Source organism: Halopiger djelfimassiliensis, from assembly GCF_000455365.1.
In the GTDB taxonomy this organism is placed as follows: Archaea; Halobacteriota; Halobacteria; order Halobacteriales; family Natrialbaceae; genus Halopiger_B; species Halopiger_B djelfimassiliensis.
Genome location: NZ_HG315686.1, coordinates 883,915 through 898,469, shown reverse-complemented (window position 1 = coordinate 898,469; position 14,555 = coordinate 883,915). Strand labels below are relative to the sequence as shown.

Annotated in this window: 10 protein-coding genes and 2 pseudogenes; 3 read left to right on the top strand and 9 right to left on the bottom strand. The window is 57.1% G+C overall.

The window, feature by feature from the left end:
• Positions 1-232: 232 nt before the first annotated feature.
• From TX80_RS15285 to TX80_RS15245, 9 genes are all read right to left on the bottom strand, one after another.
• On the bottom strand, positions 233-3,388 hold the full coding sequence (locus TX80_RS15285; RefSeq protein ID WP_449271536.1) for a DUF7286 family protein: 3,156 nt from the start codon (positions 3,386-3,388) through the stop codon (positions 233-235).
• A 74-nt stretch (positions 3,389-3,462) separates the two neighbouring features.
• Positions 3,463-4,461 carry a DUF7284 family protein gene (locus tag TX80_RS19840; RefSeq protein ID WP_449271535.1) on the bottom strand — a complete coding sequence of 333 codons (999 nt, stop codon included), beginning with the start codon at positions 4,459-4,461 and terminating at the stop codon, positions 3,463-3,465.
• 26 nt (positions 4,462-4,487) lie between these two features.
• Complete coding sequence (locus TX80_RS15275; RefSeq protein WP_049924018.1) at positions 4,488-4,982, bottom strand: DUF7285 family protein; 495 nt, start codon at positions 4,980-4,982, stop codon at positions 4,488-4,490.
• Entirely contained in the window at positions 4,960-5,907 is a 948-nt protein-coding gene (locus TX80_RS15270) for a DUF7283 family protein (RefSeq protein WP_049924016.1), read from the bottom strand. The genes TX80_RS15275 and TX80_RS15270 overlap by 23 nt, the downstream gene beginning before the upstream one ends.
• 121 nt (positions 5,908-6,028) lie before the next feature.
• On the bottom strand, positions 6,029-7,759 hold the full coding sequence (locus TX80_RS15265; RefSeq protein ID WP_049924015.1) for a hypothetical protein: 1,731 nt from the start codon (positions 7,757-7,759) through the stop codon (positions 6,029-6,031).
• A gap of 4 nt (positions 7,760-7,763) precedes the next feature.
• Entirely contained in the window at positions 7,764-9,683 is a 1,920-nt protein-coding gene (locus TX80_RS15260; protein WP_049924014.1) for a type II/IV secretion system ATPase subunit, read from the bottom strand.
• Positions 9,684-9,818: 135 nt separating this feature from the next.
• Positions 9,819-10,286, bottom strand: a complete 468-nt coding sequence (locus TX80_RS15255; protein WP_049924013.1) for a DUF7311 family protein — start codon at positions 10,284-10,286, stop codon at positions 9,819-9,821.
• Positions 10,283-10,963: a DUF7310 family coiled-coil domain-containing protein gene (locus tag TX80_RS15250; RefSeq protein ID WP_049924012.1), complete on the bottom strand. Its 681-nt coding sequence runs from the start codon at positions 10,961-10,963 to the stop codon at positions 10,283-10,285. Before TX80_RS15250 ends, TX80_RS15255 begins: the two co-directional genes overlap by 4 nt.
• 83 nt (positions 10,964-11,046) lie before the next feature.
• On the bottom strand, positions 11,047-12,102 hold the full coding sequence (locus TX80_RS15245; protein ID WP_049924011.1) for an ATP-binding protein: 1,056 nt from the start codon (positions 12,100-12,102) through the stop codon (positions 11,047-11,049).
• Between the two features lie 74 nt (positions 12,103-12,176).
• On the opposite strand from TX80_RS15245, the gene TX80_RS15240 reads away from it, so the two are divergent.
• From TX80_RS15240 to TX80_RS19835, 3 genes and pseudogenes are all read left to right on the top strand, one after another.
• Complete coding sequence (locus tag TX80_RS15240; protein WP_049924009.1) at positions 12,177-12,683, top strand: DUF7382 domain-containing protein; 507 nt, start codon at positions 12,177-12,179, stop codon at positions 12,681-12,683.
• Positions 12,684-12,738: 55 nt separating this feature from the next.
• Positions 12,739-13,539 (top strand): annotated as a pseudogene (locus tag TX80_RS20125) (GLUG motif-containing protein); the annotation flags it as partial.
• A gap of 141 nt (positions 13,540-13,680) precedes the next feature.
• A pseudogene (locus tag TX80_RS19835) lies at positions 13,681-14,555 on the top strand (hypothetical protein); the annotation flags it as partial.

The following is a 14,555-nucleotide window of genomic DNA, read 5'->3' as shown; positions in this document are numbered from 1 at the left end:
AGTCGAGCGAACGTCATGAATCGACCTCGTTCGGTAGTACTGCCGATAGTTCTACCGGAGGACGACAGAAGCGAGTGTGACTGGAGTCGTTCATACAGTCCTGTTGTGGCTCCACGTATCTGTATTTAACTATGTGGTTTGTGGGGTGGGTTTAGGAAAATACGAAACAAGATGTACCTAGTATAGTACCGATAATTGATGTTTTATATGGTTATATCAGATGTATTCCTCGTTAATCGTCCGGGAAATCACATTCGTCCATATTTGTGTCAACATCGGGATCGAAGTCCGGTCCGATATGTTCCCATGTCGGCGAGCACGCTGTTTGTCCATTGATCTTCGGATCCGTGTCCCCAACTGACGGAATCGATCCCGTAGAGACGACGCCCCCCGGCATCGCTACGACGACTTCAGTTGTGCTTTCGAAGTCGATGGGTTCGTTCGAGCCGAGCTCGACCGTCTCACCGTCGTGTAACTCGACTTCGATCGGCCGGTGTTCCCGGACGTAGGTGAGTCGATCCGCATCCGCAGGGTCCCCGATCGTTGCACTGACCTCGAAGCGGGCATACTCTCCTTTGATCGTTTTCTCCCAGGAATTGATCTGGAGAAGCCAAAACGACGGCGGGACGGGTGTGACCGGGACACCCGGCCAAGGTGCCCGGTTGTTGCTTTGAATCGTCAATGGAACGTGTTCGGTTTCAGCATCGAAGTCGGTAATGGTCGCGTCTTCTGGTCGGACTGCTGGATCCTGATCCTCGGAAATGTTTTCGTGGGTCAGGTAGGTCGGAGATCCAGCGACTTCGTACTGTGCGTCGTCGAGTACTGGCGATCCCTCGATTTCCTCGTAACTGCGTTCGATATCCGCATTTAGAACATCTTGAGCGAATCCTAGGACCTCGTCTCCCGCATCGGTGGCCGGCCCACCCATATCGTCGATTTCCTCTTCTACATCTTCGACCCGATTCTCGTACTGATCGGCAATCGACTCGATATAGTGATACATTCGGTCGAAGTACGCCTTCCGGACTTGGGCCGTCAATAGCTCCCCAGGCGTCTCAAACGTATCTCCGGGGCCGTCGGCGGAAAGATTGCGATAGACGAAGTCATCCTCTACCGCTTCGATATGGTCAATTGCCCCCGAAATCGGCTTCGCATCCGAATCCAGCATTTCCGTCCGCTCTATGGTGTATGTGTTGTTTTCGTCTTCGATCCAGTCAGTAAACTCGTTGTGTGTCTGGTTGAGTTCCTCGTTCAGATCGTCCAATATCTTCTCCTCTTCGCTCATCGACTTCATATCACCCAGATCGTACGATTCCTGATAATCGGAATCGTCAGTGATCAACGCGTCCTCGAATTTGTCTTCGATATCGCTGGTAGAGTCGACATCTCCGCCGATTCCTGCGCCGTTCGTTTCTAGCGTGTCCTCGATCGATCCGTAGTACGTGAACCCGTCCGGTACGCCGACCGCGGAGTCGACGAACGGCGCGAAGAAGTTCGTACTTTTACCGATCTCGATTTCAATTCCCGGGTCTTTCTTTGGAGGGGCGACCTCGGACTCGTTCTTGATCGTATTGAACTTGTTTTCGACATCAACACTGGTCGTCGGAAGGTACCGATAATCGTAGTTGATGTCCGGATCGTTCTGGATCGGGAAATCGTCCTTGTACAGCCCCTCTTCGTAGAAGTCGTACTCGGCTTCGATTTCGAGATCTAGCTCTACCGTAACGTTTTCCGTTGGTGAACGTGTGACCTTTCTCTGTTCTCCGTAAGCGCTCGCGTTCGACGGGTCATCGTGTACCCACTTCTCGTCGGCTTCCACTTCAACCAGAGCGCGTGCGTCCATCTCGTGGATCGTCCGGTCGGTGGGATTCGGATACTCGTCGTGATTCGCGTTCACCTCGAGAACGTCCGCTATCTCTACGTCGAATTTCGTGTTCGTGTAATTGTAACTGGGCGAGGGGGCGGTTGGCGACGGGAGGCTGCCGCTCGAAGACGTGGAGACATCCCTTTCGACGTCGACATCGTAGAGTTCTTCGGTCATGCTCCGAATCGTTCTCGAGCTGTCATCGATCTCTGGCGGATCTTCGTCATCGTCGATCGTCTCTTCGACATCGTCCCGATACGTGTTCTCGACCTTGTCTATCGCGTCGTTCGTCCGATCCGCGAACATTTTGGCCTCGTCAAGATGGCCCGCGGCGTCATAGTATAAATACGACACCTCCGCAGCCTCGGCGATAGGGATCTCCTCTTCCTCGTTCATGACCTCCATCTCACCGAGCCCGTCCTGAATGAGCGTCGAGAGTTCCGGCATATCCGGGAGTTCGCCGGTCGCCTTATCACCGAACAGCCACTTCTGTACCTCACCGCCGTCGCAGAGTTGCTCCTCGATATCTATGCCTTTGTCTTCGACTTCGTCGGAATCGTTTTTCATTCCGAACTCGTCTCCGTCGACGATATCGGCAGTATCGTCATCGTTGCCACCGCCGGACATTGAATCACCGATTTGATATGCCATACAGATGTATCCGGGACGAAGCGTCCGCTCCGCGTACGGGTCCTGCGTTCCGAACACGTCCTCCTGGATTGAGAAAATCGCATGGTTTGCGAGCACCTCCGTGTGGTTCGGCTCGAGGACCCTTTCGAAGTCGTGATCGTCAGGGCTTCGCGTCGAGTGCATCCGATCCCAGCCGGACTTGAAGTACGCGAACGGATACAGCCGCGCCGCCATGTGCTGGCCGAGCCCCTCGAGTTCGGTGTCGAGTCCATCGTCGGCCTCTTCGAAGAACCCCTGATTGAGACGGTCCTCGTACTCCGTAGTGCGCTCGTTCAGTTGCATTACTGGCGATCCGACGGTTACTGTAACCGCTCTCGTCTCCGACGGGAGGTCCTTGCCGTCAACCTCGGCGTCGATCTCGACGTTTTGAATCGTCACTTCCAGCAGCCCCGGTTCAAGGTCAGTGGTGGGATCGTCACCGATCGTCAACTCCACCTCGTCGATCGCCTCGTCCGGCGAGAGGCCTTTGCCGCCGTTCTTGGAAACCTTCGGAATCGAAACCGTTGATTTGACGTCGGTGTTGACGTTTTGACCGGCTGAGGACAGACGGTCGTGTGCCTCAAGGTAGATAAGCAGTTTGAGGTAGTTCTTGAAGTTTTCATCCTGGTCATTGCTTACGCTGATAGCATCGATATCGCTCCCGCTCGCGTCGATGATCGGCGCACTGACCGCCTTGTGGCTCGCGTCGACAGCTGCCGACCGTAGCTCCGACTGTGCTGCAGTTTCACTCCGGTCCATGACCAGATCAGCGTCCTGATTGATCACTGGATCCGAGCGCTGTTCGAGCGCTCCGATGATCCCGATGCTTGCGACGAGCAGCAAAACGGCGATCATCGCGAACGGAATGCGAGCCCTGTCATCGTCCGCAATCGATACAGTCCGTGGATTGTGCTTTTTCCGCGTCATAGCTATCGCTTGGTAGCTTGTACCGTCAAGTCGACAGTCTCGACCGAAACGTACTCCTCGAGAAGTGGTGCTGCTGCCGCTTCGAAATCGTCTCTATGGCTGTGTGTCGCGTGTGTTTGATTCAGCTCATCGGAGATCGGATCATCCCGCATGTCGTCAGCGATCGTTTCAGCCAGCGCATCCGCGAGCTTGTCGTTTGCTTCTCCGGTATTCGGATTAGTACCACTGATATCCTCATTGATGTCCTCCTTGAGATTGTCGTCACCGAACGCCAGTGCGAGTTTTCGATAGTCGTATTTCGTTACGGAGTTCTCGGTGAGTGTCGACTCCAAGGTGTACTGGGTCTCAGCGACCGGGAACATCGCTTCGACGATCACGTCAGCAAGCGCATTGGCGGCACCATCGACGCCGTCACCGCTGGATTCCCTTGCTTTGTAGAACTCTCCTGCGATTTCCTCATGGTCGGCACCTGCCATCTTCGTCGAGACGGTTACGCTCGTACTCGAGACGTCCGCCGTCTGTGATGGTTGCTCGCCGGTAGTTGCCGTGCCGCGGATCGAACTGTTCTCGTACGGTTCCCACGTTGCGACGGCGTATACGGAATCATCCGAACCGACCAACTGTCCCTGGATAGCGGCGTCGACTGATCGTTCCACTTCGTCGGCGTATGCGAGTGGCTCGTGACCGTCGATTTCGATATTTACGATCGCTGCCTCGGCTAACAACGCGCTTGCCGCATCGTACGTCGTGACCCGATACAACTCCGGGTTTTCTTTAGGTTCGAGACCTTCCGGAACGTCGAAATGGTCGCTGTCGATCGGTGCCTGGCCCGACTCGTTCTCGTTTGTCATATCGTACGTAATCGTCACAGTCGACCCAGAAAGCGTCTGATAGGCCCGATCCGCACGGTCGTCATCGATCGAATCATCGTCACTATGGAGATAGACACCAATCATCAACACGCATCCACTGATGATCAGCAGCGCCAGCGAAACGTCCATTACCGTCGAAATCGCTCGATTATGTCTCACCATACTGTCACCCGGAGTGTTCCGGAGCGGACATCAGCTTCGTTCTCTACGGCGACCGGAATCGACTGAGTCGCGACGGATGCATCGTCGGGTGGTCCATTTTCCTCGATATACTGCTCAAGCTCGGCAACATCGGAGGCGTCCGTCTCGTCTGGATATCCTGACGGGAACGCAGCCTCGGCGACGACTCGCTCTTTCTTTTCGTCGATTGCGGTCACACTCACGTATACCGTCGCACCCGCTGGAAGCGATTTGTCCGTAACGAGGGAGTCGATGTCGTTGGCGTTGTCATGAGTGTGGAACACGCCGTCGTCCTCAATCTCGTCCCAGATCCGATCGATCGTCTGATCTGCCGTCGCTTGCTCGCTGGTTCCCGGAAGAACACCCTGAAGATACACTGCATAGATACCGATACCGATGACCAGCATCGAGACCGCTATGATCGCCGCAAAGGGCTCGGTCTGGGCTCTAGACGATAACGAGTGTGACATAATAGTTCCCTCCATCATTCAGGCCAATTATCGAGTGGTCGTGGTCGAACTCGGCCTCACGCTCGATCTCGTTGTCCCAGTTGTGTGTCTCACCGATCTCGAGATCATCGGACTCCCACGTCTCCTCCGGCAACTCGCCGTCCTCTTCGAATTCGACTTCGAACTTGACGGGTTCTGCAGCAGGTTGCTTCGCTGTTGAGGATTTGATTTCGAGAGTGATTTCACCCGAACCATCCTCAAACGTCTTTTCCTTCTCCTCGTCGAACGTACTCCAACCGGCGTAGTCGCCTTCGACATAGAAGCGAACCGATCTGTCTTCGACACCATCATATTTTAGCGTCACCTCTCGGATGTTCTCTCCCCTAATCCTCGGTTCAGCTGGCAAATAGGCAGTTTTTGTAACCTTTATCTTAGCTTCTTCTGACAGTGGCTCGATCTCATCGATTCCAGCGTCGACAACGATCTGTCGGGAGAGAAGTTCTCCGTTCGCGGGGAGTGGCTCACCGGTGTTGTCGTCGAACGCTTCCTCGACATCCTCCGTAAAAACCTGAAACGCGTGCGTATCCGGGTCCGACAGTTCTTTTTTATACTCCTCCTCGAACGTGGATCCGTACACGAGGTTCTCTAACCGTTCGTGTCCGTTCACCGGGACGGCAATCCCGTACGAGAAACTCGCGTGGGATGTCCCGTGATCGTTCTCCATCGTGATCGTCTCACGGTTGATCGTCACTACATCTGCGTCGTGCTCGTAGGAGGCACTAGCGGAGTAGTCGCTTCCGGTTGTTCCTTCGATCGTGTTGGCTGCTTCGTTGGCATCCGGAGGCGGTCCCGTCGAGACTCCCAGCGCAAGCCCCGCAAGCGCGACACTGATGATCGCTACTGCGAGATAAACGTACCACGCATCAACCGGGGCCTCCAGGTCCATACCGCATCTGTCTTCCCGTTGCTATATAAACTTCAACAGATGAATTATGTTCCACAGGGGGTTATCCAATAGGTTTGGAAGGGGGCAAAGTAGACGAGGTGAAGGCGACACTGATCCTCAATCAGGCCGGGTTGAGCAGCACGACGTCGATCAATCCGACGGTCAGCACGAAGAGGAGCATTGACGAGACGAGGGTCCGGCCGATGTGGTATCCGAATAGCGTCCGGTCCATACCGTACCGGAGTGCGTACGACAACGGCGTCAGAATAAACGCCAACATAATCAGGTAGACGGCCACGACGATTCCAAGCTGGTCGGTTGCAAGTGTGGTCGCCTCACCAAACCCTTCGGCAACGTTGATATCTTCGGCGGAAAGCATATCTGCCATCCCAACAGTTGCACCGCCGATCATCGGTCCGAAGTACGCAGCAGTGTTATCAAGTGTACTTGTCACTCTCATTAGGGCGCGTTTCGTCTCGGATTCGACCTCCTCGAGTTCTTCCAGATGGTCAGCCATCGAGACGATGGCCCGGCCGGCCGGTTTTCCTTCCTCACCGGCGATCGCGAGCAGTGCTGCCATGCTACGGGCTCGCTGGCTCGGAACGTCGCGCAACGCACCATAGGTTCCGAGGAACGCTTCCTCGACGCTGGTGTGGAGTCGGCGCTGGACACCGGCGGCGTGCTCGAATACTTCGCCGGTCTCGGCAGGGACACGATCGGCAGCGAGATCGATTGCGGACTCGACGGATTCTCCCTCAGCGACCTGTCGGCCGACGATGTACAGCGCGTCGGTCAGGTTCTCTTCCACGTCCCGAACGTAGTTTCGGATCTGAAGGATCGGACTATAGACTGCAAGTAGTGCCGTACCGAGACCGACACCAAATCCGACGATTTCGGAGAGATACGCGGGACCAATGGCTTCGACGATGGCGTAGACTACACCGCCGGCGAGAAGCCCCCATCCGGTTCGGAGCCAGAGTCTGTCGGGAAGATCGGGGTGATCACGCTCGATTTTCGGCGGCGGAAACGCAACCGGTCGACGAACAAGCAACCACAGTGCAGCACCGATTAGCGAAGCCGGTAACACGATATTGTACAGAAGGACGAACATCCAGATGTTGAGTTGAATCTCTGCTAGCGGCGCGGCGGGGACGAGTGCGATCAGCGCCAGCGGCAGAAGGATACCGAACGCGAAGAGCATAGTGGTCGGTGCTCTAATCGACGCCGTGAACTCGGCCATCTGGCTCCGCGTTCCGTCCAGGATGGCAGACAATGCCCGGTCAAGAGTCCGTCCGCGTTCTCCCTCGGGAGCGTCCTGGGCAGTCGCCAGAAGTGTCGAGGAACGCCGAAGCGCCGGGAAGTACTCCGACCATTCTTCGGAGAACGACAGCAGTCCAGCATGCGGTGTTCCTTTCGACCGGTTGAAATGAGCACCGAGGTTTCGAGCGAGTGGTCCGTTACCGGTTTGTGCAGCGAACCGGACGGCATTTTCCAGCGAGGGTTGGATCTGCATCCGCAACACTGCACGGCCGATGAGATTCGGCGTATCTCCGAGTGCTTCCGTTCGACGGAAGGCCGCGATCAGGTGCGGTGCCGAGTGAACCCCATGAATCGACGCAAGCGATGCCGTGAGTACGAACACCGCAATGAACAGCACGGGTACGTTAAACAACAACAGTGGGAGCGGGACGACTGCACCGAGCAATCCTGCACCGTATCCAGCTCTAATGACCGTCTCGGCGTCGTAGGGTGCATTGATAAACCGAACCGAATCGACGAGGTCATCGCTCGCTTCGACATCGTACGGATAGAGTTTAGCGAGACCACGGACGACCGTCGTATGAAGTGTCACGTTTTTACCCCCGGTCAGTGTAGGATGCAGCAACTTCGTCCGGCGAAACCCGCCCGTCATCGGCAAGAGTCTTCATCAATTCCGTGCGATCGGCAATCGCTTGCCTGACGTCCGCGTACTCTTCGGTCGGGCCCGCCATCGCATTGACGAACCGGCTCTCACCACGATCGATACGCCCAGTCGGAACAGCTTGAGTTTCATCGAGTTCATAGAGCGGTTCAAACCAGATGTCATCGCCGTCTCCGAGGACTTCCTCAACGCGAGCGACGCGGCGGCTACGGCCGCTGGGTGTCCGATACGCCTGAACCGTGATAACCAGATCAGTTGCGCTAAATGACGACGGTTCGACCTTGAGGTCGGAGACGACGCGTTCGTAGACCTCAGCGGCACCATCCCCGTGAATGGTCCCGAGGACCGCGTTCGCGTTTGCACCAACGCGCATTGCCTCGTAGAGGACGCGGGCTTCTTCACCACGAATCTCACCGACGACCAGTGCGCCATCTCCGAGTCGAAGCGCCGTTCGCAATGCATCGGCCGGCGAAATCTCCGGACCATCTCCGGTTCCTGTTCGCAGTGCCTGTACGTCCCGACCGACCGACTGGAGCGGCCCGACCGGCAGTTCCGGCGTGTCCTCAATGATTACCGTACGAGTATCCGGTGTCACCTCGTAGAGCAACGTTCCAAGCAGCGTCGTTTTCCCGGATCCACGAGTACCCGCGATCAACGTCGCAGCGTTTCGCTCGATTGCTGTCGAAAGAAAGCCTGCGACCTCCGCTGGCATTGTTCCGTTAGCGACAAGCGCCGGCAGCGTAAACCGGTCGTCGGCCTGCTCACGGAAGGCAAACCCGATACCGTCCGCAACCGGGTCGGTAACACCGGCGATCCGAAGCCCACGACCGTTCGCCAGCGATGCCGTCGCGTCGATCGTCGGCTTCGCACGCGAGAACGCGCGGCCGCTGGTTCGCCTGACTCGAGACGCCAACGCTTTCGCACCGGTCTCGGTGAGATGGACGTTCGTCTCCATGGCTTCCCCGTCCAGTTCGACTCGGAGGGGGTTATCCGTCACTGGGGACGTAACGTAGACATCGGTTACCTCCGGGTCGGCAAACAGATCCTCCAGAATGCCGTAGCCGTCGGTGTGTTTCTCCAGTACGGTGGTCAGCGTCGGATCGACCGGTTCATCCGAGACGAATTCGATCGCCCGCGACGCGGCACGGTCACCTTCGACCCAGCCCTCCGCGATGGCTTCGTATCCGTCGACGATCAGCTCCCGCTCTTCAGACGCAAACGAAAGATCGACGATATCAAGCGCGTATAGCGGGAGCTGGTCCTCACGCTCGTAGATTCGTGCCGTGCTGCCGGTTTCAATCTCCCTCACATCGACGAGCCGTGCATTGCCCTCGATCGACTGTTCAACGTAGTAATACGCGATTTGCAGTCCGACCAGGGGTGAAAACACGTCAGAGTACTCCTCAACACCAGTGACAGCGTCCAATAGCCCCGATTCGATCGCGATGTCTCCGATAGCATCGACCCGTGTCTCGAGCCCCGCGGCTCCATCGATCGGATCTCGAGCGACCTCCCGAGCGAGTACCTCATCGCGAGTCCCGATTAGTTCGACGAACCGTCCGGCAGCACCGAGAAACTCCGTGTCGTCTGCCCCATACCGGTATTTCATACCGTTCGAGTGGACGACAATCGCCTCCGCTTCACGATCCGCCAACCTCTCGACGACCGAGTGCCGACAGTCCGGCGACTCCACGAGGTTTCCGTTGCACTCCGATGCGTCGACAACGAGCGTCCGATCATCGAACTCGAGTTCGCAGTCACACCGGCTTTCCAGTTTCTCGTCGCCGAATAGCCCGCTGAGGCCGATCCCCGAGAGGAAATCCTGCACCGTTCGCTCGGCCTCGTCCAATGCCATACTCAATCTGGCATCCCCTTCCGGTTTAAAATTATACAACAGGGACGGTAACGACCGTTCCACATTCAGTTACCCAGTTGCGAGGAACACCAGTGGACGGAAGCCATTATCGAGAGTCAGTTGTTAGGCGGTCCGCTATTCAGGTGGCTCTGCGACTACGACTGGATTACCGTCCTCGTCCGGCAAAAGAACGAGCCTGAGCTGCTGTGTTCCGGTGCCATTGATCTCCGTTGTCCGGTTATCAGCCGGGTCACGGTAGACGATACGCTGCTCGATGATTTCCTGATTTCTCGTACCGTCATCGAGAACGTATTTCGCGATGCTTGCGTCATTGTCGTCAACAGGTTTGATCTCGAAATGTGAGACTCCTTCCGTCGTCAACGAACCTGCTGGTATCGACAGTTCGACTACCCGCTGTGGATCGGGATGATTCGCCGGGGACAGTTCCTCGTCTTCGGAAAGTTCGATTGCTGCCTCTTCGATATCGGAGATCGCGGTCTGTAGCTCCCGTTCGGTGTTGTCGCTTGCTCCCGCATCGATTGCGATCCCCGCCAGTCCGAGAAGCGCGACTGTCAATAGCACCGCCAGAACGTACCGGATCATGAAAGCCGGGACCGAAGCGAACCGAACAACCCGTCTCCGTTTTCGTCCTGACCGTTGGTGTTATCCGTTTGGGCAGAGGCACGCTTCTGCTTGCCTTCGCTTTCGTCTTCACCACCGAGTGCCGAGTCGACTGTCTCCTGACTCGCGGACGATACCGGTCGGTCCATTCCATCGTCGACGATCGAACGTGACTCCGTGTCACTGTCGACGATCTCTTTAACCGACTGCTCTGGAGTTAGTTCCTCGTTGTTAGTCGACTCGTACTCGAAGACTGCGCCCTTCTCTTCCGTTCCCATCTCGGTGTTACCCGTCCCGCCGTCCGCATCTGCATCGTCTGTTAGTTCGTCCTCAAGAATTCCACCCTTCAGGTCATCGATCTCAACTTCGAGCGCCTCGATGCGGCGTTCGAGTCGATCGACAGTTGCGATTGCGGAGGCTGCCTGTTGTTCGACATCGTCGTTGATCGACTCGACGTTACCCACGTAGCCCTCGATCGATTGAACGGCCGCCTCGAGGTCAGCGATGCGTTGTTCCTGTTCGTCAACGCGGGCTTCGAGTTCGGAGACTGTCTCTACCACCGAAGTCAACTCCGTGAGTTCGTCGAGCGTCACGTCACCGTCAACGACGACTCGTTCGACGGCTGACAGGCGTTGGTCGAGTCGGTCGATATCGGTCATATCTTTGCTTTCTGCCCGTTCACATTTAAATTTCGACAGCAGTGTGGGGAGTCGACTTGTGACTGTGACTCACGGTAAGCCGTCTAATCGAGGTCCGCCATTTCACGCGCGCTCGGACTTCCACCACCGTGTGGCGTATCACGGAACCTGATCTGGGCGGCATGGATCGTCTCGGTTGCGTCGTCGATCACGACCACTTCGCCGGGTTCGGTCGGCAGTCGCTCATCGAGCGATTCGTTCATGTACGTCGGCTGGGCCGAATCCAGTGCCGCTAAATCGGCCTCCGCGGTCAGCCGATGGGAAATCAGTACGTCCGACTGTGAGATCGCAGTATCCGAAACTGAACTCGGACGCTGGGTTGCGAGAACGAGGCTGACACCCGGTGCACGTCCGCGCGTAAGAATCGTATGTAGGGCCGACTCCGAGACGCCGTCGAAGAACGTATGTGCCTCGTCGATCAGTAGCCATGGGAGTCGGTCGATCGTCTCATCAACGCGTGCACGATAGAGCGCTTCCCCGATACCTCGGCAGACAGCGTTCATCGGCGCGGCGTCGAGTCCGGAGACGTCGACGACGGAGATGGCCGTGCTGGCAAGGTCGTTGGCGTCGAGTCCGTCCGGATCGAACACGCCCCAGGAATCGGCGAGGTTGACGTGGTTAGTCGCGGCGCGCTTGTCAGTATCCGGCGCGTCAGTGGCCTCGATGTGGCGGCGCATTTCATCGAGCGTTCGTGTTTCTTGGGCAGCCTGCCAGACGAGACCACCAGCACCGCTCTCGGGTGAAAGCCCAAGCAGGGAACACCACGAACGCGGGTCGAGAGTGGCCGCGGAAACCGCCGGTTCGTCAACGACTTCGACTGGAACCGGCTCACCTTCCGCAGGTTCGGCGAGCGTCGAGAATACCCCCATCGGGTCGATAATCGTCGGCGCAACACCGGGTGCGCGTGCGAGTTCCTCGGCGACGACGCCCATGGTGAACGACTTTCCGTAGCCGCGTTTACCGACGATCAGCATCGCGTGGGGGCCATCGAGGTCGATATGCAATTCGGCACCCTCGCTGCCGTCCAGCGCACGGTACCGCCCGAGATACCCTGCCTGTGTCGTCTCAGCGTCGGATCCGCGCCCGATAACGAAGCTCATAGGCGTAGTTGTCCCTCCATTGCACTTGAACCTTCGATCCAAAGTTTAAGTCAGATGGCGAATCCAACTAAGGTATGCGCTCAAAGCAACGAACGAAATCAGGGGGTTCCCCCTCGAGAACGAAGCGTTCGTTCGTCGATGACCACCGTGCGATCGAAGGCCTGCCGATCAGACTCGTGATCGCGCTGATCGTCGGCGTCATGTCGTTGGGAATCATGCTACAGATCCTCGGCGGGATTGGAACGTTCGAGGGCGATACTGAAGTAGATGTAGCGTTTCAGAATGACACCGTAGAAGTAGGCGGAAATGACAATAAATTCACTGTCTCTGTGGTTGATGAGGAGGGGAATGAAGTTAATGATGCAACGCTCGTAGCGAAACCGGGAACAGCACACATGGACGACGCTATTGTAGAGGGTACTGGTAGTGACGACAATTCAGTCACTTTCGACTTCACTAACGAAAACCTAGAACTGCCACCGGACCAACATACCGGGACGATTGAGTTTGACGTGAAACCCCCAACTGGTACGAATTGGGCAGACGACGAGCCAAACGACGAATTGCTTGTAGTCGACTGAGCAGCTCGCACGTTCATTTTATATAATATAATCAATCAGAAAAGGATATATATCTATGAGAAGCACTTGTAGTAAAATGCTGAATAAAAAGGTCGATCTGGCGCTATTGTTCTGTATAATGGCCGCAGCCGGGCTCGTATTCATCAGCCCTGCCGCTGCTTCCGAAGGGGCTTCCCTGAGCGATCTGGACGGAGAGGGAACGGAAGCGAATCCGTACGTGATTACGGACGTCGAGGAACTGCAGGCGATGGAACAGGATCTCGAGGCGCATTACGTGCTCGGAAACGATATCGACGCCAGCGAGACTGAATCATGGAACAGTGGCGCTGGATTCAAGCCGATCGGCGATCGGGAACACGGTGATCGGCACGAAACACCGTTTAGCGGGACGTTCGATGGGCAGGGACACACGATCACCGGCCTTACTATAGAGCGGTCCCAGTCGGGTCTTGGACTCTTTGGCGGGAACGATGGGACCATCAGCGACGTAACTATCGAGGACGCCGAGGTTCGGACTCCTGATATTAGATCCGGAATCCTAGTTGGAGAAAATTACGGTGAGATAAAACGCGTGTATACGTCCGGGTACGTTGAGGCAAGGGACGAGGTTGGTGGTATCGCAGGTGAGGGAACTCATGGCGGTTTGATACAGCAGTCAAAAAGCAGCGCCACCGTCTCTGCCGATGACCGGGCAGGCGGATTGGTTGGTGAGAACAGGGACGGACACAAGGTCAGTGAATCATATTCGACTGGAGAAGCATATGCGACTGGAGAAGAGATCGCAGATGAACTCGCTGGCGGCCTCGTCGGCCGGCATACTGCCGGAGCAGAGATTCGGAACTCCTATGCTGCTGCTACGGTAACAGATGGCAAGGCAGCGGGTGCATTGATAGGTCGTCATAATGCACACGTCTCCGACGTGTACGCCGTTGGTGAGATCACTCACTCCGGCGAAAATCTCGGAGGGATAGCCGGGGATACGAAGGACGAAGCATCGATGAACACAGGCTACTGGAATACGGAAACCACCCATCAGATCGTGGGGGCCTCAGACAAGAACTTCGGGACTGGTCTCGAGACAGACGAGATGACCGGAGCCGCCGCGAAACGTTCCATGGACCTCGACTTCGACAACTACTGGACTGCCACCGACGAGTATCCGGTGCTCCAGTGGCAGGTTCAGGACGTCGACCTGCAGGTCAGCCAGCCCGCGATCGGCGAAGGTGAAACGACGTCGGTGACGGTCGAACTCACGCTCGAGGACGGGTCGACGGTAACGGCGACGGAGGTCGCCGACTACGACTCCGAGGCGGCGGTCGCGGCCGTCTCCGACGGGCGTCTCGAGGCGAAGTCGACCGGGCAAACTGAATTGACGGCGACGGTCGCCGGAACCAGCGATTCGGCGACGGTTGAAGTCCTCGAGCCGCCGAGCATCGAGTTCAGCGGGGCGGAGTTCGAGTCGATGGCGGCCGTCGAGGGCGCGACCGTCGAGGCGACGGTGAGCTACGAGAACACCGGCGGTCCGGGCTCGGAAACCGCCACGGTCACCGTCGACGGCGAGGAAGTCGCCTCGACGACTGTCGCGGTCGACGCCGACGGCGAAACCACCGAGACGATTAGCTGGACCGCCGCCGAAAGCGGCACCGTCGCGGTCGGCGACGAGGAACTCGGCGACCTCACCGTCGTCGAACCCGGCACCGTCTCCCTCGAGTCGCTCTCACTGCCCGAGGAGGCCGCCGCGGAAAGCGAGTACGGGATCGACCTCGAGTTCAGCAACGAGGCTGACCAGCCGATCACGGAGACGGTCGAACTCCGGATCGACGGCGACCACGTCGCAGACGAGACCGTCACCGTCGACGCCGGCGGCTCGAA